The organism is Pseudomonas sp. GM18 (assembly GCF_000282195.1).
In the GTDB taxonomy this organism is placed as follows: domain Bacteria; phylum Pseudomonadota; class Gammaproteobacteria; order Pseudomonadales; family Pseudomonadaceae; genus Aquipseudomonas.
Genome location: NZ_AKJT01000031.1, coordinates 18,071 through 39,246 on the forward strand (window position 1 = coordinate 18,071; position 21,176 = coordinate 39,246).

The following is a 21,176-nucleotide window of genomic DNA, read 5'->3' on the forward strand; positions in this document are numbered from 1 at the left end:
CCGAACGTCGGGCTGGGTATTCGGGCCTTGAACAGGTGCGCGGCGAGGGTTATTTTTTCTGTCACAAAATGCTGTTCGGGCCCATTCCTGCGGGCTCCAAGCGGGTTTTTGACGCCCTACCAGACAAGCCCTTCGCTGTCGAGATATGGCGCTCGTGGTCCTTTGCGTATACTGCGCAGATGTTTTCCCCAACGGCTTTGCGTCCGCGGTACGCCAAATGGCTGATCGCAACCGGACTCTTCCTGATGCTCAGTGGCTGTGTTGATAAACCCAACACGCTGGAGCGCGTAAAGGAGGATGGTGTGCTGCGGGTGGTTACCCGTAACAGCCCCGCCACCTACTTTCAGGATCGCAACGGTGAAACCGGCTTCGAATACGAGCTGGTGAAGCGCTTCGCCGACGATCTGGGGGTCGAACTCAAGATCGAAACCGCCGACAACCTCGACGACCTGTTCAATCAGGTGGGCAAGCCAAATGGCCCGGTGCTGGCTGCTGCCGGCCTGGTCAGCAGCGAGGACCGCAAAAAGCAGGTGCGGTTTTCCCATTCCTACCTTGAAGTCACCCCGCAGATCATCTATCGCAATGGCCAGTCGCGGCCGACCGACGCAGGCGATCTGGTCGGCAAGAAGATCATCGTGCTCAAGGGCAGCACCCACGCCGAGCAATTGGCAGAGCTGAAAAAGAAATATCCCGGCATTGAATACGAAGAGTCCGACGCGGTTGAAGTCGTCGACCTGCTGCGCATGGTCGACGAAGGTCAGATCGACCTGACCCTGGTCGACTCCAACGAAGTGGCGATGAACCAGGTCTACTTCCCCAACGTGCGGGTCGCCTTCGACCTCGGTGATGCCAGTAACCAGAGCTGGGCTGTGGCCGCCGGCGATGACAACAGCCTGCTCAACGAAATCAACGCCTACCTCGACAAGGTGAAGAAAAACGGCACCCTGCAACGCCTCAAAGACCGCTACTACGGGCATGTCGACGTACTCGGCTACATGGGCGCCTACACCTTTGCCCAGCATTTGCAGCAGCGGTTGCCCAAGTACGAGAAGCACTTCAAGACGTCCGCCAAGGAAGAAAAGGTCGACTGGCGTCTATTGGCGGCGATCGGTTATCAGGAATCGTTATGGCAAGCGGCAGTCACGTCCAAGACCGGCGTGCGCGGATTGATGATGCTGACCCAGAACACGGCGCAAGCCATGGGCGTGTCCAATCGACTCGACCCCAAGCAGAGCATCATGGGCGGCGCGAAGTACCTGGTCTACATGAAGGATCAACTGGATGAGTCGATCCAGGAGCCGGATCGTACGTGGTTCGCGCTGGCAGCCTACAACGTTGGCAGCGGCCACCTGGATGACGCGCGCAAACTGGCGGCCAAGGAAGGGTTGAACCCGGACAAGTGGCTGGACGTGAAGAAAATCCTGCCGCGCCTGTCGCAGAAACAGTGGTACAGCAAGACTCGTTATGGCTACGCCCGTGGCGGCGAGCCGGTGCATTTCGTGGCGAACATCCGTCGCTACTACGACATCCTGACGTGGGTCACGCAGCCGCAGCTTGAAGGCACCCAGGTCGCCGAGGGCAACCTGCATGTGCCGGGGGTCGACAAGACCAAGCCAAGCCAGGAAACCCCACCGCTTTAAATCGCGGTACCTGCGAAAAGATCGCAGCCTTCGGCAGCTCCTACAAGGTCTTGTGTACACCCGTAGGAGCTGGCGAAGCCTGCGATCTTTTGATTTTCAGCCCTTCAAAGCCGCTGCCAATATCAGCGCCTTCATCTCCGACACCGCCGACTTGAACCCGACGAACAACGCATGAGCCACCAGCGCATGGCCGATGTTCAGTTCGTTGATGCCCTTGATCGCCGCCACAGCCTCGACGTTGTGATAGTGCAAACCGTGGCCGGCGTTGACGATCAGGCCTTGGGCCAGACCGAATGCCACGCCATCGGCCACGCGCTTGAGCTCTTCAGCGACTTCGGTTGGCGTCTCGGCGTCCGCATAACGCCCGGTATGCAACTCAATGGCCGGCGCGCCGACACGGCGGGACGCTTCGATCTGCCGCTCGTCAGCGTCGATGAACAGCGACACTTCGCAGCCGATCTTCGCCAGGCGATCCACCGCCGCCTTGATCCGCGCTTCCTGCCCCGCTACGTCCAGACCGCCTTCAGTGGTCAGCTCCTGACGGGTTTCCGGCACCAGGCAAACGTGCGCCGGGCGGATACGCTCGGCGAACGCCATCATTTCTTCGGTGACGCCCATTTCGAAGTTCATGCGGGTTTGCAGCACGTCCTTGAGCAGCAATACGTCGCGCTCCTGAATGTGCCGGCGGTCTTCACGCAGGTGCACGGTGATGCCGTCAGCGCCCGCCTCTTCCGCGTCCAGTGCTGCCTTGACCGGATCCGGGTAACGAGTACCCCGGGCCTGACGCAGGGTGGCAACGTGGTCGATGTTCACGCCAAGAAGAATGCGATTGCTGGTGGTCACGGAAGCGCTCCTGAGTTTAAAGATTCGGTGCACAGCATACGGGGAGACTACGGCTTTCGAAACAACTCACGACTGACGAGAGGACGACCACCCAGATGAACGGCCAGCGCCTGACGCATCAAGCGTTTGGCGGCGGACAGTGCTCCGGGCGCGGTCCAGTCGGCTTCGGCCATGGCCAGCAGTTCGCTGCCGTTGAACAAGCCGGGTTGCAACAAGTAAACCCGCTCCAGGCCCGCATCCACTTGCAAGCGGTAGAGGCCGTCCGGTGCGATGGGATCGCCGTGGATGTCGGTATTCAGCGCGAAGCCATAACCGAGATCGTCGAGCAGTCGCCATTCGAAGGAGCGCAGCAACGGCTCCAGCGGCCGACCTTCGGCCAGGGCAAGCAAGGTGGCGGCGTAGTGATCGAAGACTGCGGGATGAGGGTCTTCGGCGGGCAGCAGGCGAATCAGCAACTCATTGAGGTAGAGACCGCTGAACAGCGCCTCACCGTTGAGCCAGGTGGAAACACCGGCGCTTTCCATGCGGCCGACATTTTTCAGCTCGCCCCGGCCACGGAACTCGACTTCCAGCGGTACGAACGGTCGCGCCAACGTCCCGGCCTTGCCCCGCGCACTGCGCAACACCGCCCGCAGCCGACCTTGCGGCGTGAGGAAATCCACCAGCGCACTGCTTTCGCGGTAGGCGCGGGAGTGGAGCACGTAGGCGGGTTGGCCGATGGGCGCGGTGGTCGACATGGTTTATTTGTGTCCCGGTCAGGGATTGCAAAAAAGATCGTCCGAACGCGGCCCGAGCCTTCGGACGATCTTTTGATCTTGTACCTGTTACAGGTCGCCGTAACCCAGCGAACGCAAGGCGCGTTCGTCGTCGGACCAGCCGCCTTTCACCTTGACCCACAGGTTGAGCATGATCTTGGAGTCGAACAGCAGCTCCATGTCCTTGCGCGCCTCGGTGCCGATGCGCTTGATGCGCTCGCCCTTGTCGCCAATGATGATTTTCTTCTGGCCGTCACGTTCGACGAGGATCAAGGCATGGATGTGCAGGGTTTTGCCCTGCTGCTTGAACTCTTCGATTTCCACGGTGATCTGATACGGCAGCTCGGCACCCAACTGGCGCATGATTTTTTCGCGTACCAGTTCAGCGGCAAGGAAGCGGCTGCTGCGGTCGGTGATCTGATCTTCCGGGAAGAAGTGATCGTTTTCCGGCAGGTGCTCGGCGATCACTCGCTCCAGCGTGTCGAGGTTGTGCCCGTGCTGGGCCGAGATCGGCATGATCTGCGCGTTCGGCAGCTGTTCCTGCAACCAGGTCAGGTGCGGCATCAACTCGGACTTGTCTTCGATGCGATCGGTCTTGTTCAGCGCCACGATCAGCGGGCCGGTCACGTACTGAACGCGCTCGAGGACCATCTGGTCTTCGTCGGTCCACTTGGTACGGTCAACCACGAAGATCACCACGTCGACGTCTTTCAACGCCGCCGAAGCGGTCTTGTTCATGTAGCGGTTCAAAGCCTTTTCGCCACCCTTGTGCATGCCCGGGGTGTCGACGTAGATCGCCTGAACGTCGCCTTCTGTCTTGATGCCGAGCATGTTGTGGCGGGTGGTCTGCGGCTTGCGCGAGGTGATCGCCAGTTTCTGCCCCAGGATGTGGTTCAGCAGCGTGGACTTGCCCACGTTGGGACGGCCGACGATGGCAACATAGCCACAGCGAGTTGCGGTTGAATCAGTCATTGCCATTCTCCACACCCAGGGCAATCAGTGCTGCGGCGGCCGCTACCTGTTCGGCAATACGACGACTCACACCCTGACCTCGGCTTTTTTCATTCAGTAAGATGATTTCACATTCGACGAAGAACGTCCGGCAATGCGGCTCACCCTGGATATCCACCACTTCGTAACGCGGCAGCTCACAACCACGGGACTGCAGGAATTCCTGCAGGCGGGTTTTCGGATCTTTGTTGGTGTCGACCAGCGTCAGGCCTTCGAACTCTCCGGCCAGCCAGGCCAGCACGCGCTCGCGCGCCACCTCCATGCCGGCGTCCAGGTAGATCGCACCGATCAGCGCTTCGAGGGCATCGGCCAGAATCGACTCGCGACGGAAACCGCCGCTTTTCAATTCGCCGGAGCCCAGGCGCAGGTATTCGCCCAGGTCGAAACCACGGGCCAGTACGGCCAGGGTCTCACCTTTCACCAGGCGTGCGCGCAAACGCGACAACTGGCCTTCGCGGGCCAGCGGGAAGCGATCGAACAGCGCCTCGCCAGCGACGAAGTTGAGGATGGCATCGCCGAGGAATTCCAGGCGTTCGTTATTGCGCCCGGCAAAACTGCGGTGAGTCAGGGCCAGGACCATCAGTTCCTGATCCTTGAAGGTGTAACCGAGCTGACGCTCGAGACGGCTTAAGGAGACGCTCACGGTTTACCCACGCTGAGTTCGTGGTTGGATTCCACCGCCAGGGCCTTGATACGGCGCAGGCTTGGGACAATTAACGCTGTGTTCAAAAATAACGTCCTGAATATCGTTGTTTTCATGCTCCTGTCGCCGATTGTGTCGACTCCAGAAATGCATTCGGCGCTGTGTTCAACAGCGCCGTGTGTGATTACTTGATCAGGCCAACCCGCGAGAAATTCGGCAGGTGACTGAGTTTGGGTTCCGGCCAGCTCATCCAGACTGCGAAGGCCTTGCCGACGATATTCTTGTCGGGAACCATGCCCAGCAGATCCTTGGGAATACTCGGATCATCCCAGTAGCGACTGTCGTTCGAGTTGTCGCGGTTGTCGCCCATCATGAAGTAGTGCCCGGCAGGCACGGTCCACGTATGGTCCGGCGTTGCACGGTAGCGGCTCATTTCCTTGCGGATCAGGTGCTCGGCGACGCCGAGTTTTTCCTTGTAGAGCTCGGCGCTGCCCAACGTGCCCGGCTCGGAGCCAACCAGTTGTTCGGCAATCGACTCACCGTTGACGAACAGGCGCTTGTCGGCGGTGTAACGAATCTGATCGCCCGGCAGCCCCACCACACGCTTGATGTAGTTGACGTTCGGGTCGCTCGGGTAGCGGAACACCATCACATCGCCGCGCTGCGGATCACCGACTTCGATGACTTTCTTGTCGATCACCGGCAGGCGGATCCCGTAAGAAAACTTGTTCACCAGAATGAAGTCGCCGACGTCCAGGGTCGGTTTCATCGAGCCGGAAGGAATCTGGAACGGTTCCACCAGGAACGAACGCAGCACCAGCACGATAAACAACACCGGGAAGAACGACTTGCCGTATTCGACCAGCAGCGGCTCTTTGTTCAGTTTCTCGACCACCACCATGTCAGCCTGGCTGACGCTCCCCTGATAGGAGTTGATGGCAGCCCGGCGCCGTGGCGCCAGGAACAGCAGATCGAGCAACGCCAACAAGCCGCAGACGAACACGGCGATGACCAGCAACAGCGGGAAATTTAGTGACATAGGACCTAACTATCCAACCTGAGCACGGCAAGGAAGGCTTCTTGTGGAATTTCCACGTTACCGACCTGTTTCATGCGTTTTTTACCGGCCTTTTGCTTTTCCAGCAGCTTTTTCTTACGGCTGACGTCACCACCGTAGCATTTGGCCAATACGTTCTTTCTGAGTGCCTTGACGGTTGTACGCGCCACAATCTGACCGCCAATGGCGGCCTGGATTGCCACGTCGAACATCTGCCGCGGAATCAGGTCTTTCATCTTCTCGGTCAACTGGCGACCTTTGTAGTGCGAGTTGTCACGGTGCACGATCAGCGCCAGGGCGTCGACTTTGTCGCCGTTGATCAGCACGTCCAGTTTCACCAGGCTGGCCGATTGGTAACGATCAAAATGGTAGTCCAGAGAAGCATAGCCGCGACTGGTGGATTTCAGACGATCGAAGAAGTCCAGCACCACTTCGTTCATCGGCAGGTCGTAGGTCACTTGTACCTGGGAGCCGAGGAACAGCATATCGACCTGTACACCACGTTTTTCGATGCACAGGGTAATGACGTTACCCAGGTGCTCTTGCGGCACAAGAATATTGGCGCGCACGATTGGCTCGCGCATGTCTTCGATGGCAGACAGGTCCGGCAGCTTGGACGGGTTATCGACGTAGATCGTCTCGCCGGTCTTGAGCAGCAGCTCGAAGATTACCGTCGGCGCCGTGGTGATCAGGTCCAGGTTGTATTCGCGCTCCAGGCGCTCCTGGATGATTTCCATGTGCAGCATGCCGAGGAAGCCGCAACGGAAGCCGAAACCCAGTGCGTCCGAGCTTTCCGGTGTGTATTGCAGCGACGAATCGTTGAGGGTGAGCTTTTGCAGCGCCTCGCGGAAGTCTTCGAAGTCGTCGGAGCTGACCGGGAACAAGCCGGCGTACACCTGCGGCTGAATGCGTTTGAAGCCTGGCAGCACATCGACGTCCGGCGTCGAGCTCAAGGTCAGGGTATCGCCCACTGGCGCACCGTGAATGTCCTTGATGCTGGCGATGATGAAGCCCACTTCACCGGCCTTCAGGTCGGCGGTAGGGGTGTGTTTCGGGTTGAATACACCGACGCTATCCACCAGGTGGATCTTGCCGGTGGACTTGACCAGAATCTTGTCACCCTTCTTCACCCGACCGTGGCGCACACGAACCAGGGAAACAACGCCCAGGTAGTTGTCGAACCAGGAGTCGATGATCAACGCTTGCAGCGGATCTTCGATGTTACCGGTCGGCGCGGGAATGGTGTGAACCAGGCGCTCGAGCACTTCATCGACGCCCAGGCCGGTCTTGGCACTGCACTCGACCGCGTCGGTGGCATCGATGCCGATGATTTTTTCGATTTCTTCCTTGACGCGCTCCGGATCGGCCTGTGGCAGGTCGATCTTGTTCAGGACCGGCATGACTTCCAGGCCCTGCTCGATCGCCGTGTAGCAGTTGGCAACCGATTGCGCCTCGACGCCCTGACCGGCATCGACCACCAGCAACGCACCTTCACAGGCCGCCAGCGACCGGCTGACTTCATAGGTGAAGTCGACGTGGCCCGGGGTGTCAATGAAGTTCAGCTGGTAGTTAATGCCATCGCGGGCTTTGTAATAGAGGGTGACGCTATGGGCCTTGATGGTGATCCCGCGTTCACGTTCCAGGTCCATGGAGTCCAGCACCTGGGCTTCCATTTCGCGCTCGGCAAGGCCGCCGCACATCTGGATGAAGCGATCGGCCAGCGTCGACTTGCCATGGTCAATGTGGGCGATGATGGAGAAATTGCGGATATGACTCAAATCACTCACGGATCAACACTCAAAAAGGCTGCAGGCATAGCCCGCCGAAAAATAGCCGGGAATTGTACCTGATCCACGGCGCAAGCGTCACGTTCGCAGGTCAGACGGCGCCTACAAAAAACGCCCCGGTCTTGCGACAGGGGCGTTTTGAGTGACAAGCAAGACCGGAAAAACCCGCGATCAACCGGCCCGGCGCAGCAACCAGACCCCGGCCAGGGCGCAGACACCGGCCGGCACCAGCACCGCAAACAGCGGCGAGAAGCCGAACACCAGACTCGAAGGCCCGAGCAAATCCTGGACGATACGGAAGGTAAAGCCCACCAGCACGCCAGTGAAGACCCGCTGACCGAGGGTCACCGAACGCAACGGACCGAAGATGAAGGAAATCGCCATCAACACCAATGCGGCGGTCACCAGCGGCTGCAACACCTTGACCCAAAACGCCAGCCAGTAACGACCATTGCTCAGGCCCTGGTCAGCCAGGTAGTGGATGTAATTCCACAGACCGCTGATCGACAACGACTCGGGCGCCATCACCACGGTACTCAGCAGCTGCGGGCTCAGGGCTATTTCCCAGCGCTCCACCGGGGCAGTCACCACTTCGGTACTTTTGTCATGGAACAGCGTGGTCGTGACATCGGTCAGTTGCCAGTGATCGGTATCGAATTCCGCACGCTTGGCGAAGCTCGAAGACAGCATGTGGCGCTGATCGTCAAAACGATAACGGGTCACGCCGTATAGCAGACCGTTGGGTTGCACGGAGTTGACGTGAATGAACTCCTCCCCCTGACGGTGCCACAGACCGTGCTTGGCGCTTTGCGCATCGCCACTGCCCTGGGCCAGCGAGCGGTTGGCTTGAGCGGTGATTTCCGTGGCCGGCGCGACGTACTCGCCGATCACCAGCCCAACCGCCATCAGGATCAGCATCGGCTTCATCACGGCCCAGACGATCCGACCGATGGACACACCGGCGGCACGCATGATGGTCAGCTCGCTATGACTGGCCAGACTGCCGAGGCCAATCAGGCAACCGATCAGCGCCGCCATCGGCAACATGTCGTACAGGCGGCGCGGCGCGGTCAGCAACACGTAGCTCAGGACATCCATCAGCGTGTAGGTATCGCTGACTTCGCTCATCTCATCGATGAAGGCGAACAGCGTGGCCAAGCCCAGAATGATCCCCAGCACAGCCAGGATCGCGATGAACACGCTGCTACCGATGTAGCGATCGAGCTTATCCACGGGCCACCTCCAGCGCGCTGCGGCGACTCGCCATCTTCAAGCTCAGCAACTCCCAGTACAGCAAGCCCAGACCAATGGCCAGGAAAACTGCATGCACCCACCACAAGCCCAACACCGGCGGGATCTTGCCCTTTTCGAGGGCGCCGCGAGCGGCAATCAGGATGGTCAGGTAAGCCATATAAAGAAGAATCGCCGGCAGCAGCTTGAGGAAACGGCCCTGGCGCGGGTTGACCCGCGACAGCGGCACCGCCATCAGGGTCACGATGAAGACCAGCAACGGCAGGGACAGGCGCCATTGCAGTTCGGTACGCGAGCGGATGTCGTCACTGGCCAGCAAGGAACTGGTGGTCATCGCATCGCGGTCGGTCACTTCGTCGCTGACGTCCGGTTTTGGCAGTAATACGCCGTACTCGTCGTATTTGATGGCGCGGTAGTCGGCCAGACCCGGATTACCGTCATAGCGGTAGCCGTTGTCGAGAATCAGGTAGCGGTTGCCATCGGGCCTGATTTCCTGACGGCCCTTCTCGGCCACCAGTACGGAAATCCCCCGATCCTTGTTGTCAGAACTGACATTCTTTTGCGAAATGAACACGCCGCCCAGATTGATGCGGTCATCCGACAGTTGCTCGGTGTAGGTCACCCGAGTGCCGTCGCGCAAGGCCTGGAAGCGACCCGGTTCGAGGGTGTCGAACTCGGTCAGTGCATCCTGCTTGTTCAGCAGCAGCTGGAACTGGTTGGCTCCTTGTGGCGCCAGGCTCAGGCTCAGCCACGCCACGACCAGGGCAACCAGGGTGGCCGGAAAAAGAGTCATGGCAAACAGACGCTGCTGGCTCATGCCAGTGGCAGACAACACGGTCATTTCGCTTTCAAGGTACAGACGACCGTAGGCCAGCAGGATCCCGAGAAACAGCCCCAAAGGCAGGATCAGCTGCAGGAAACCCGGCAGACGAAAGCCCATGATCAGGAACAGCGAGCCCGGGTCCAGGAGCCCAGAGGCCGCCTGGGCGAGGTATTTGATGAAGCGTCCGCTCATGATGATGACCAGCAGCACAGCGCTGACGGCGCTCAAGGTCAACAGGACTTCGCGGGATAGATAACGGAAGACAATCAAACCAGACACTCCAGGGTTGTCAGGCTAAGCGGCCAAACAAGCAAACATATCAGCCGGCCCGCAGGGCAGAGCCGCCGAAAAAGATGCGCATTATCCTGTGATTGAGTGCGCCTGTCACTGCGCATGCTCAAGCAGGCGCCTGAACCGCTGAAGTTCGCATAACCGAGGGTTGTCAGGCGCAGGCAGCGAGGTTCAAACTGCGGCCTTTGTCGCTGGCAATACACCAGCGTCTTTCTACTTATAAGCAAGCCTCTGCGCGTCGCGCAGTTTGACCATCAATTCAGGGACCCGGACATGGAACTGGTTGTAAAAAGCGTTAGCCCGGAAACGTTGAAGACCGCCACGCTGGTGGTCTCCGTCCGCGAAGGCCGCAAGCTCGGCACCGTTGCCAAACAACTCGACGAACTGAGCGGCGGCGCTATCAGCGCGGTGCTGAAGCGCGGCGACCTGGCCGGCAAAGTCGGCCAAAGCCTGTTGCTGCACAGCCTGCCCAACCTCAAGGCCGAACGCGTGCTGCTGGTGGGCGTGGGCAAGGATGAAGAACTGGGCGATCGCCCGTTCCGCAAAATCATCGCCGGTATCCTCAACACCCTTAAAGGCCTGGGCGGCAGCGATGCAGTGCTGGCCCTGGACGAAGTGGTGGTCAAGGGTCGTGACAGCTACGGCAAGACCCGCCTGCTGGCCGAAACCCTGGTGGACGGTGAGTACACCTTCGACCAGTTCAAGAGCCAGAAAGCCGACCCGCGCTCCCTGAAAAAAGTCACTCTGGTGACCATCAAGGCAGCACAGGCTGAAGTCGAACGCGCCGTGGCCCACGCCACCGCGATCGCCAACGGCATGGCCTTCACCCGTGACCTGGGCAACCTGCCGCCGAACATCTGCCACCCGACGTTCCTTGGCGAACAAGCCAAGAACCTGGGCAAAGAGTTCAAAAGCCTGAAAGTCGAAGTCCTCGATGAGAAGAAGATCAAGGACCTGGGCATGGGCTCGTTCTACGCCGTCGGCCAGGGCAGCGCCCAGCCACCGCGCCTGATCGTCATGCAATACAACGGCGGCAAGAAATCCGAGAAGCCGTACGCGCTGGTCGGCAAAGGCATCACCTTTGACACCGGCGGCATCAGCCTCAAGCCGGGCGCCGGCATGGATGAGATGAAGTACGACATGGGCGGCGCCGCCAGCGTGTTCGGTACCCTGCGTGCCGTGCTTGAGCTGAAACTGCCGATCAACCTGGTGTGCATCCTGGCCTGCGCCGAGAACATGCCGAGCGGCAACGCTTCGCGTCCGGGCGACATCGTCACCACCATGAGCGGCCAGACCGTGGAAATCCTCAACACCGACGCCGAAGGCCGTCTGGTGCTGTGCGATGCCCTGACCTACTCCGAACGCTTCAAGCCGCAAGCGGTGATCGACATCGCCACCCTGACCGGTGCTTGTGTCGTCGCACTGGGCGCCCACACCTCGGGCCTGCTGGGCAACAACGACGAGCTGATCGGCCAACTGCTGAGCGCCGGCCAATCCGCCGACGACCGCGCCTGGCAACTGCCGCTGTTCGATGAGTATCAAGAGCAGCTCGACAGCCCGTTCGCCGACATCGCCAACATCGGCGGCCCGAAAGCCGGCACCATCACCGCCGCCTGCTTCCTGTCGCGCTTCACCAAGAACCTGAACTGGGCGCACCTGGACATCGCCGGCACGGCCTGGACCAGCGGCGGCAAGGACAAGGGCGCCACTGGCCGTCCGGTTCCGTTGCTGACCCAATACCTGCTGGACCGCGCCAAAGCCTGAAACCAATGACCTCGAACGGCGTCACTTTCGAGTGACGCCGTTCGAGGCTCAGGAACCGCAATGACCAAAGTCGATTTCTATATCCTGCCTAGCGCCGATCCGTCGGCACGGCTGGATTTCGCCTGCAAGCTCACCGAAAAAGCCTGGCGCATGGGCCACCGTATTTACCTGCATTGCAGCGATGCCGCCCAGCGTGATGCGCTCGATGCGCGGTTGTGGGCGTTCAAGGGCGAAAGCTTCGTGCCCCACGGCCCTGCCGAAAGCGAGCCGGACGGTTTGATTGTGCTGGGTCTTGGCGATGACTGCGGTCAGCATCAGGATCTGCTGGTCAATCTCGACCTGAAAGTCCCGGCCTTTGCCAAACAGTTCACCCGCGTGGCGGAAGTGGTGGTGGAAGATCCGACGATTCGTGCAGCTGCGCGGGAGAGTTTTCGTTTCTACCGCGAACAGGGCTATCCTCTGCAAGATCACCGTTTACAGCGACTCTGAGCATTCCGATGGACACTCCAAAACCGCCGCAAAAGTCCGTGCACCTGCTGGAAGACCTTGAGTCGATCCGCCAACTGCTCGGCGATGACAACCTGCAACCGCCCTTGCTGACCGACACGGTCATTGAAGGTGATCAGGAACAGATTCCCATGCTATTCGACACCGTCGGCAATGCGCCGCAGGTCGAACCGCCACCACCCGCTCCGGCCGCCCAGCCGGCTCCTGCTGCCAACAGGGGCCCCGATGCCCTGTTGCACCTGGATAGCGAGCTGCGCGCCGCCGCGCAATTGATCATGCAAGACGTGATCGACGACTTCGCCCCCCACATCGAAACCGAAATCAAACGCCGCCTTGATGCGCGGATGGAACGGTTGCTTAGCCAGTACGAGTAACCCTGAGCCGAGCGGGCCTTCTGTGGCGAGGGGGTTTACCCCCGTTCGGCTGCGAAGCAGTCGTAAAACCGACGTGTGGATGCGCCAGATACACCACGATGGCCGATTTTGGGGCCGCTTCGCGACCCAACGGGGGTAAACCCCCTCGCCACAGTCCGCCCCTGCTCGCCCTACGCCCCGTGCCCCGCTATACTTCCCGGCTTTTCCTGAATAAATGCCAATAGGGTCCCGCCGCGCATGGATAAGACCTACCAGCCGCACGCCATTGAAACTTCCTGGTACAACACCTGGGAGTCTGAGAATTACTTCGCCCCGCAAGGCGCGGGCGAGTCCTACACCATCATGATCCCGCCGCCGAACGTCACCGGCAGCCTGCACATGGGTCACGGCTTCAACAACGCGATCATGGACGCCCTGATCCGTTTCCGCCGCATGCAGGGTCGTAACACCCTGTGGCAACCGGGCACCGACCACGCCGGTATCGCCACGCAAATGCTGGTGGAGCGTCAACTCGAAGCCCAGGGCCAGAATCGCCACGATCTGGGCCGCGAGAAATTTCTCGAGAAAGTCTGGGAATGGAAGGATCAGTCCGGCGGCAACATCAGCCGTCAGATCCGCCGCCTCGGCTCGTCCGTGGACTGGAGCCGTGAGCGCTTCACCATGGATGACGGCCTCTCGGAAGCGGTGAAGGAAGCCTTCGTGCGCCTGCACGAAGACGGCCTGATCTATCGCGGCAAGCGTCTGGTCAACTGGGACACCAAGCTGCACACGGCGATTTCCGACCTTGAAGTGGAAAACCACGACGAGAAAGGTTTCCTGTGGAACCTGAAGTACCCGCTGGCCGATGGCGCCAAAACCGCTGAAGGCAACGACTACCTGATCGTCGCGACCACGCGTCCGGAAACCATGCTCGGCGACGCCGCCGTGGCCGTTAACCCGAACGATGAACGCTACAAAGCCCTGATCGGCAAATTTGTCGAGCTGCCGCTGGTCGGCCGCCGCATCCCGATCATCGCCGACGATTACTGCGACCCTGAATTCGGCACCGGCTGCGTGAAAATCACCCCGGCCCACGACTTCAACGACTACGAAGTCGGCAAGCGCCACAACCTGCCGCTGCTGAACATCTTCGACAAGAATGCTGACGTGCTGCCGGCAGCCCAGGTATTCAACCTCGACGGCAGCGTCAACGAGCAGATCGACGGCACACTGCCCGCCGAGTTCGTCGGCCTCAACCGCGTCCAGGCCCGCAAGGAAATCGTGGCGGCGTTCGAAGCGGCCGGCCTGCTGATCAGCGTCGATGACCACGCCCTGAAAGTGCCGAAAGGCGACCGCTCCGGCACCATCATCGAGCCATGGCTGACCGACCAGTGGTACGTATCCACCAAGCCTTTGGCCGAGCCGGCCATCGCTGCGGTTGAAGACGGCCGTATTCAGTTCGTGCCAAAGCAGTACGAAAACATGTACTTCTCGTGGATGCGCGACATCCAGGATTGGTGCATCAGCCGTCAGCTGTGGTGGGGCCACCGGATTCCGGCCTGGTACGACGAGTCGGGCAAGGTCTATGTCGGTCGCGACGAAGCCGAAGTACGTGCCAAGCACAACCTGGGCGCCGACGTTGCTCTGCAACAGGACAACGACGTTCTGGATACCTGGTTCAGTTCGGGCCTGTGGACCTTCTCCACTCTCGGCTGGCCGGAGCAGACCGAATTCCTGAAGAAATTCCACTCCACCGACGTGCTGGTGACCGGTTTCGACATCATTTTCTTCTGGGTTGCCCGGATGATCATGCTCACCATGCACTTGGTGAAAAACGAAGACGGCACACCGCAGGTTCCGTTCAAGACCGTTTATGTGCACGGTCTGGTACGTGATGGCCAGGGCCAGAAGATGTCCAAGTCCAAGGGCAACGTCCTGGACCCGCTGGACATCATCGACGGCATCGAACTGGAAGATCTGGTACAGAAACGCACCTCCGGCATGATGCAGCCGAAACTGGCGAAGAAGATCGAGAAGCAGACCCGCGACGAGTTCGCCGACGGCATCGCCAGCTACGGCACCGACGCCCTGCGCTTCACGTTCTGCTCGCTGGCATCGACCGGTCGTGACATCAAGTTCGACATGGGTCGCGTCGAAGGCTACCGCAACTTCTGCAACAAGATCTGGAACGCCGCGCGCTACGTGCTGGACAAGGGCGAAGACTGCGGCCAGAACGGCGAAGCTTACGAGCTCTCGCTGGCGGATCGCTGGATCATTTCTCAGCTGCAACGCACTGAAGCCGAAGTGACTCGTCAACTCGACCAGTTCCGCTTCGACCTGGCGGCACAAGCCTTGTACGAGTTCATCTGGAACCAGTATTGCGACTGGTACCTGGAACTGTCCAAGCCTGTGCTGTGGGACGAAAACGCCCCGGTCGAACGTCAGCGCGGCACACGTCGCACCCTGGTTCGAGTGCTGGAAGTCGCTCTGCGCCTGGCTCACCCGTTCATGCCGTTCATCACCGAAGAAATCTGGCAGCGCGTTGCGCCGCTGGCCGGTATCGAAGGCAAGACGATCATGCTGCAACCTTGGCCAGTGGCCGTTGAGGCACGCATCGATCAGGCCGCCGAAGACGATATCGAATGGCTCAAGGGCCTGATGCTCGGCACCCGCAACATCCGCGGTGAAATGAACATCGGTCCAGGCAAGCCGCTGAACCTGTTCCTGAAAAACGTCAGCGCCGAAGATCAGCGCCGTCTCACCGAGAACGAAGCCCTGCTGAAGAAGCTGGCGCGTCTGGAATCGATCACCGTTCTGGCGACCGGCGAAGAAGCACCGCTGTCCGCCACCGCACTGGTTGGCGAGATGGAGGTGCTGGTGCCGATGGCCGGCCTGATCGACAAAGACGCCGAACTGGCGCGTCTGGACAAGGAAATCCTGCGTCTGCAGGGTGAAGTTCAGCGCGTCGGCGGCAAGCTGTCCAACGCCGGTTTCGTCGACAAGGCTCCGGCCGAAGTCATCGACAAGGAACGCGCCAAACTGGCCGAAGCTGAACAGGCTTTGGGCAAGCTGGCGGAGCAGCATGCGCGGATTGCCAGTTTGTAACTGGTAAGTCGCAATGAAACAGGGAGGCCCGAGTGGTCTCCCTTTTTTATGCCCGACACTTTCTCTCACAGGGACATGTGGCGATCTTCACAATTGGGTTACCAACAGCTGGATGTGGGACAATACCCGCCACTTTTAGCCATACCCGAATCGACCTCGCCCATGACCGCCCCCAGCACACCCAAACCTGCGCGCAAAAAGCCTAAACCCGCGACCCCGGCCAAAGCCGTGGAGCCACGCGAGAAGGCCAGCCTGCACCCGCGCAATCGCCATCAGGGTCGTTACGACTTCCCGGCGCTGATCAAGAGCACGCCGGAGCTGGCGAAGTTCGTGATCATCAATCCGTACGGCAAGGAGAGCATCGACTTCGCCAGCCCGGACGCGGTGCGAGTGTTCAACCGGGCGCTGCTCAAGGCGTTCTACGGTATCGCCCATTGGGACATCCCGGCCGATTACCTGTGCCCGCCTGTTCCGGGCCGCGCCGACTATGTGCACTTTTTGGCCGACCTGCTGGCCAGCGTCAACGACGGCGAAATCCCTCGCGGCGCGCCAGTCAAAGTGCTCGATATCGGCATGGGCGCCAACTGCGTCTATCCATTGATCGGCTACAGCGACTACCGCTGGCACTTCCTCGGCTCGGAAATCGACCCGACGGCCGTAGCCTCCGCCAAAGCCATCGTACAGTCCAACGGGCTGAACAAAGCCATCCAACTGCGTCAGCAAACTAATCCCAAGCACATTCTGCTGGGCTTGCTCGAGCCCGGCGAACGCTTTGACCTGACGATGTGCAACCCGCCGTTCCACGCCTCGATGGACGAGGCGACCAAGGGCAGCGTGCGTAAATGGCGCGCGCTGGGCCGCGCCGACCCAAAACGCAAACTGCCGGTGCTGAACTTTGGCGGTCAATCGGCGGAACTGTGGTGTGAAGGTGGTGAAGCACGGTTTGTGACGCAACTGATCGCCGAGAGCGCGCACTTTCAACACAAAGTGCTTTGGTTCAGTACCCTGGTCTCGAAAGCCTCAAACCTGCCGGCGATCCAGACGGCGCTGAAAAAGGCTGGCGTATTGGAAAGCCAGGTCGTGGAGATGTCCCAAGGGCAGAAGCAAAGCCGTTTCGTCGCCTGGACCTTCCAGACCAAATCCGAGCAGCAGGTTTGGCGCGAGCGCTGGGCCCGCAAAAGCTGAGTAGCAACCGAGACAGCGATTGAGCCTGATCAATCGCTGAATCGCAGACACAAAAAAACCGTGCCCGGATTGCTCCGGAGCACGGCTTTTTTTAACAAGTCTTACTTGTTAACAGCGTCGGTCAGGCCTTTGGCCACAACCAGCTTGATCACTTTCTTGGCAGCGATTTCGATGGCAGCGCCAGTCGAAGGGTTGCGGCCGGTACGGGCAGGACGCTCAGTCACTTTCAGCTTGCCGATACCTGGCAGAGTGATTTCGCCGCCGTTTTCCAGCTGATCGGCAACGATTTGGCCCAGTTGGTCCAGAGCGTTACGCGCGGTGGTTTTTGGCGCGTCGATAGCTTCAGCGATGTCGGCGATCAGTTGGTCTTTAGTAAGAGCCATTGTAGTGTTCCTTCCCTATCAAATTCATATGGATTGCAGAGTGCAGTGTCAGCCATCGAGCCCGATCTTCTGGATCTGGCACCCTCGGCCATAACCACGACGAGTCGGGGTTATAGATGCCGAAATCAGGGTTTGGTTCGACCTGACAAATGCTGAATGCACGCTTAACGCAGTGACTTCGCGTAAGACCGGGCAAAACTAGCACAGAGACGGGGAAATATCCGCCTCTAGCTACCCATTTGGTCAGCTTTATTGCTCTAAAACAGGAAAAAACTGCATAAGGTCCGTCGGACAGCTGCGAATTGCCCTTCGGACCACGCCAAAACCAGTGGTTGCGGTACACTGGGCGCTTTTTCGGGGGAGCACGCCCTCCTCTCTTCAATCAGCCGAGAAGCCCATGCCGATCCGTCATTGCATCGTCCACCTGATCGACAAAAAACCCGACGGCACACCCGCAGTTCTTCACGCCCGCGACTCTGAACTGGCTGAGTCCGCGGCCATCGAAAACATGCTCGCCGACCTGAACGAAAGCTATAACGCCAAACAGGGCAAAGCCTGGGGGCTGTTCCATCCGGAGTCCGGCGCGTTTCCGTTCAGCGGCTGGCTGAAGGAGTACCTCGATGGCGGCCAGGATTTCACGGCGTTCAGCCGGGTGGCGGTCGAGCATCTGCAAAAGCTGATGGAAGAGTCCAACCTCTCGGTCGGTGGCCACGTGCTGTTCGCGCATTACCAGCAAGGCATGACCGATTACCTGGCCATCGCCCTGCTGCACCACAGCGAAGGCGTGGCGGTGACCGATCAGCTGGACGTGACCCCTTCGCGACACCTGGACCTTGGCCAATTGCACCTGGCCGCGCGGATCAACGTTTCCGAGTGGCAGAACAACAAGCAGTCCAAGCAGTACATCTCGTTCATCAAAGGCAAGAACGGCAAAAAGGTTTCGGAGTACTTCCGCGACTTCATCGGCTGTCAGGAAGGCGTCGACGGCCCCGGCGAAACCCGCACCCTGCTCAAGGCCTTCAGTGACTTCGTCGAAAGCGAAGACCTGCCGGAAGAGTCCGCCCGCGAGAAGACCAAGACCCTGGTGGATTACGCCAGCAGCCAGGCAAAAATGGGCGAGCCCATGGGCCTGGAAGAGCTGTCCGAACTGATCGACGAAGATCGCCCGAAAGCCTTCTACGATCACATCCGCAACAAGGACTACGGCCTGTCCCCGGAGATCCCGGCGGATAAGCGCACCCTGAATCAGTTCCGCCGCTTCACCGGCCGCGCAGAAGGCCTGTCCATCAGCTTCGAAGCACACTTGTTGGGCTCGAAGATCGAATACGACGAAGAGGCCGGCACGCTGATCATCAAGGGCCTGCCGACCCAACTGACCGACCAGCTCAAGCGACGCAACTGATGCTCGGCGGCGTGTTGAAAAAAATCCTGCTGATCCTGCTGGTGGTTGTCGTTTACCAGAACTGGGGCAAGATCGAGCGGGTACTTCACCCCTCGCAGGTGGTGTCCGAGCAGACCCAGGCCAAGGCCAACGTCGTGCTCTACGCCACTGACTGGTGCGGCTACTGCAAACTGACCCGGCGCTTTCTCGACCAGAAAGGCATTCCGTACAAGGAATTCGATATCGAGAAGGATGCCGTGGCGCGCAAAGCCTACGAGGCGCTGGGGGGACGCGGGATTCCGCTGATCGATGTGAACGGGACGTTGATTCGCGGGTATGACCCGGACCAGGTGCTTGCCGCCCTGAAGTAACCATCAGCTTCACACAATCCTTGTGGCGAGGGAGCTTGCTCCCGCTGGACTGCGCAGCAGGCCCAACTATCTTGTGAGCGCTGCGCACTGGAGCGCCAGCCCGGTCAAGCGGGAGCAAGCTCCCTCGCCACAGGCCGTAACCAAGCCCATCATCCGTGATGTCTGGTTATTGCGCTTCGATACGAAACCCGAACCGCGGAAAGTGCACATGCACCACACCGGCCCGCTCGTCTTCACGACGCAGAATCAATTCCTCGCTGCCCGCAAACAGCAATTCCCCTGCCACCGGATCAACCCCGTAATCGGTCGCTGCAATCACCACCTGCTGGCCGACCTCGAAGCCGTTCGGCTCATCGAACTGCTCATCCGGCAATGCGGCCGGTGTGGCATTGCGGGCAATTTCCAGCGCTTGCTCGGCCGTCATCTCGCTGAACGCGCCATGGCCAAAACCCATCACACGGCCAAACCACGCCGAAACGGCCGGATAAGCATCCACCAACGGTGACGTCACGTGCGTCGCCTTGAGGAACCACAACGAGTGGGCCAGGGCAAAGTCGGCAATCGACGGTTCGCCGAACAGGAAGTCCCCCTGCTCGCGCTGAAGCTGCTGCTCCAGGCGCGCCATGATCGTTGGCCACTGATGCCGGGCCTGCTCGGCCGACAACCGTGTGGCGCTGCCACCGCTGAACAAGCCGGCGCGATCGGCCAGGAATGCCTTGATCGCTTCCGGCGACAATTTGCCGAAGCGCACCGCCACCGATTCTGGCTGGAACACCAGGCTGACCGCATGCTGGAACACCACCGAATCGGCCCACGCCGCAAAGGTCGCCGCGACCATTTCCTGGCCTTCCGGAAAAAACGCCGGTGAAGCTTTTTCCTGCTCCAGACGACGAGCGATCAACGCGGTGTCGCAATAGACATCAGCACCGATCTGCAACACCGGCGTCTTGCGGTAGCCGCCGGTCAGGGCCGTCAGATCGGGTTTGGGCATCACCGGCGAAATCATCACAGAGCGCCAGGACAGTCCCTTGAAGCCCAGCAACAAGCGGGCCTTTTCGGCAAAAGGGGACGTCGGGTAATGATGCAGAATCAACTCAGACATGCTCGGCTCCGCCGCTCGGATAAGGAGCCCGCAGCTTAGCGCGCAATCGGCAGGCAGCCTACCCATCTGCCTGATGGGCGCTTATCAGTCAGATTGATAAGCCCGCGGCCGCACTCGCGACCAGACATTCCTTGGCGCTTTTCTTGAGTTTTTTGATCAGTCGTTCCTGGCGCAGTGCATCGCTCTTGTCACGACAAAGTTCGGTGTAGACCAGCGCCATGGCAGGGCTTGAGAGGAAGAAGCGTGCGCCCTTACCGCTTTGATGCTTGGCGAAGCGGCGGACCGGATCGTCGCTGATCCCGCAGTAGAGCGAACCATTGGCCGCGCGAACGAGGTAGACGAACCAGGGTTTGGTAACAGGCACCGATGGTTCGACGGCAATGACGGAGGATTCGCTCGAGATGCTCACGTGACAATCAAGGCTTGAAAGGAAACAAGCCGCGATCTTATCAGCGACTGGCCTGGAATGCCTTCAGGCCCTTCAAGGCCTGAGCGCGAACGGCGTTTCTCACCACCGGCGTCCAGCCCAGCAGCAACCCCTTGAAACCTAGCGCCTGCCGCGACCAGGCCCACATATCGAAGCTGTCATGGTGCTCGCAGATCTTGCCATCGCGAAACACGAAACGCGCCTGAATGTCATTGACCACGATATTGCCGGTCTGGCTAAACAGGTACGTCGCCACCCAATGGGCACCGCCGCTGCGCTCATCACTGCGCACGTTATCGAAGGTCAGGGAGAAGTCCTTGGCCCGGGTGGTGAGCATGCGCCACATGTCGCCGGCATCACGCCCGCGCAGTTCGCCGAACGCCGGATCGCTGAACACCACATCGTCTGTGTAGCAGGCGCTCATGGCCTCGGCATCCAGCCGCTGGAAGGCTTGGTAGAACCGGGTGATCAAGGCGTTGTGGGCATCACTCATGGAC

Annotated in this window: 20 protein-coding genes; 8 read left to right on the plus strand and 12 right to left on the minus strand. The window is 60.0% G+C overall.

The features are described from left to right. The first annotated feature begins 179 nt into the window (after positions 1-179). The gene (gene mltF / locus PMI21_RS19855) at positions 180-1,640 is read left to right on the plus strand and encodes a membrane-bound lytic murein transglycosylase MltF (protein ID WP_033063891.1); all 1,461 of its coding nucleotides are present in this window, start codon (positions 180-182) and stop codon (positions 1,638-1,640) included. A 96-nt stretch (positions 1,641-1,736) separates the two neighbouring features. On the opposite strand, the gene pdxJ is transcribed toward mltF, so the two are convergent. The 8 genes from pdxJ to lptF form a co-directional block, all read right to left on the minus strand. Beyond that, complete coding sequence (gene pdxJ / locus PMI21_RS19850; RefSeq protein WP_007936221.1) at positions 1,737-2,483, minus strand: pyridoxine 5'-phosphate synthase; 747 nt, start codon at positions 2,481-2,483, stop codon at positions 1,737-1,739. Positions 2,484-2,530: 47 nt separating this feature from the next. Beyond that, on the minus strand, positions 2,531-3,220 hold the full coding sequence (recO, locus tag PMI21_RS19845) for a DNA repair protein RecO (RefSeq protein ID WP_007936224.1): 690 nt from the start codon (positions 3,218-3,220) through the stop codon (positions 2,531-2,533). Between the two features lie 87 nt (positions 3,221-3,307). Further along, positions 3,308-4,210 (minus strand): GTPase Era, encoded by a 903-nt coding sequence (gene era / locus PMI21_RS19840; RefSeq protein ID WP_007936226.1) that lies wholly within the window; start codon positions 4,208-4,210, stop codon positions 3,308-3,310. Continuing rightward, positions 4,203-4,892, minus strand: a complete 690-nt coding sequence (gene rnc / locus PMI21_RS19835) for a ribonuclease III (RefSeq protein ID WP_018927089.1) — start codon at positions 4,890-4,892, stop codon at positions 4,203-4,205. The genes era and rnc overlap by 8 nt, the downstream gene beginning before the upstream one ends. A 184-nt stretch (positions 4,893-5,076) precedes the next feature. Beyond that, positions 5,077-5,931 carry a signal peptidase I gene (gene lepB, locus PMI21_RS19830; RefSeq protein ID WP_007936230.1) on the minus strand — a complete coding sequence of 285 codons (855 nt, stop codon included), beginning with the start codon at positions 5,929-5,931 and terminating at the stop codon, positions 5,077-5,079. A 5-nt stretch (positions 5,932-5,936) separates the two neighbouring features. After that, positions 5,937-7,736, minus strand: coding sequence for a translation elongation factor 4 (lepA, locus tag PMI21_RS19825; RefSeq protein ID WP_007936232.1), 1,800 nt, complete (start codon positions 7,734-7,736; stop codon positions 5,937-5,939). Positions 7,737-7,907: 171 nt separating this feature from the next. Further along, on the minus strand, positions 7,908-8,969 hold the full coding sequence (gene lptG / locus PMI21_RS19820; protein ID WP_007936242.1) for an LPS export ABC transporter permease LptG: 1,062 nt from the start codon (positions 8,967-8,969) through the stop codon (positions 7,908-7,910). After that, positions 8,962-10,080, minus strand: coding sequence for an LPS export ABC transporter permease LptF (lptF, locus tag PMI21_RS19815; RefSeq protein WP_007936245.1), 1,119 nt, complete (start codon positions 10,078-10,080; stop codon positions 8,962-8,964). The genes lptG and lptF overlap by 8 nt, the downstream gene beginning before the upstream one ends. Positions 10,081-10,374: 294 nt before the next feature. On the opposite strand from lptF, the gene PMI21_RS19810 reads away from it, so the two are divergent. The 5 genes from PMI21_RS19810 (at position 10,375) to rlmF (ending at position 17,015) form a co-directional block, all read left to right on the plus strand. Continuing rightward, positions 10,375-11,865, plus strand: coding sequence for a leucyl aminopeptidase (locus tag PMI21_RS19810; RefSeq protein ID WP_007936247.1), 1,491 nt, complete (start codon positions 10,375-10,377; stop codon positions 11,863-11,865). 60 nt (positions 11,866-11,925) lie between these two features. Beyond that, complete coding sequence (locus PMI21_RS19805) at positions 11,926-12,354, plus strand: DNA polymerase III subunit chi (protein WP_007936253.1); 429 nt, start codon at positions 11,926-11,928, stop codon at positions 12,352-12,354. 8 nt (positions 12,355-12,362) lie between these two features. Next, positions 12,363-12,746 carry a hypothetical protein gene (locus PMI21_RS19800; RefSeq protein WP_007936254.1) on the plus strand — a complete coding sequence of 128 codons (384 nt, stop codon included), beginning with the start codon at positions 12,363-12,365 and terminating at the stop codon, positions 12,744-12,746. 237 nt (positions 12,747-12,983) lie between these two features. Further along, positions 12,984-15,830 (plus strand): valine--tRNA ligase, encoded by a 2,847-nt coding sequence (locus PMI21_RS19795; RefSeq protein WP_007936255.1) that lies wholly within the window; start codon positions 12,984-12,986, stop codon positions 15,828-15,830. Between the two features lie 162 nt (positions 15,831-15,992). Beyond that, a complete protein-coding gene (gene rlmF / locus PMI21_RS19790) occupies positions 15,993-17,015 on the plus strand; it encodes a 23S rRNA (adenine(1618)-N(6))-methyltransferase RlmF (RefSeq protein ID WP_007936256.1) in 1,023 nt (340 codons plus the stop codon). A gap of 101 nt (positions 17,016-17,116) precedes the next feature. On the opposite strand, the gene PMI21_RS19785 is transcribed toward rlmF, so the two are convergent. Continuing rightward, positions 17,117-17,398 carry an HU family DNA-binding protein gene (locus tag PMI21_RS19785; RefSeq protein WP_007905514.1) on the minus strand — a complete coding sequence of 94 codons (282 nt, stop codon included), beginning with the start codon at positions 17,396-17,398 and terminating at the stop codon, positions 17,117-17,119. A gap of 397 nt (positions 17,399-17,795) precedes the next feature. Here PMI21_RS19785 and yejK point away from each other — a divergent pair, with 397 nt between their 5' ends. Then, complete coding sequence (yejK, locus tag PMI21_RS19780; protein ID WP_007936257.1) at positions 17,796-18,800, plus strand: nucleoid-associated protein YejK; 1,005 nt, start codon at positions 17,796-17,798, stop codon at positions 18,798-18,800. Next, the gene (locus PMI21_RS19775) at positions 18,800-19,150 is read left to right on the plus strand and encodes a glutaredoxin family protein (protein ID WP_007936258.1); all 351 of its coding nucleotides are present in this window, start codon (positions 18,800-18,802) and stop codon (positions 19,148-19,150) included. The genes yejK and PMI21_RS19775 overlap by 1 nt, the downstream gene beginning before the upstream one ends. Positions 19,151-19,316: 166 nt before the next feature. On the opposite strand, the gene PMI21_RS19770 is transcribed toward PMI21_RS19775, so the two are convergent. From PMI21_RS19770 to PMI21_RS19760, 3 genes are all read right to left on the minus strand, one after another. Continuing rightward, positions 19,317-20,252 (minus strand): glutathione S-transferase family protein, encoded by a 936-nt coding sequence (locus PMI21_RS19770; protein ID WP_007936259.1) that lies wholly within the window; start codon positions 20,250-20,252, stop codon positions 19,317-19,319. An 88-nt stretch (positions 20,253-20,340) separates the two neighbouring features. After that, a complete protein-coding gene (locus tag PMI21_RS19765; RefSeq protein ID WP_007936260.1) occupies positions 20,341-20,661 on the minus strand; it encodes a GIY-YIG nuclease family protein in 321 nt (106 codons plus the stop codon). Positions 20,662-20,701: 40 nt separating this feature from the next. Continuing rightward, the gene (locus PMI21_RS19760; RefSeq protein WP_007936261.1) at positions 20,702-21,172 is read right to left on the minus strand and encodes a nuclear transport factor 2 family protein; all 471 of its coding nucleotides are present in this window, start codon (positions 21,170-21,172) and stop codon (positions 20,702-20,704) included. Positions 21,173-21,176 lie beyond the last annotated feature (4 nt).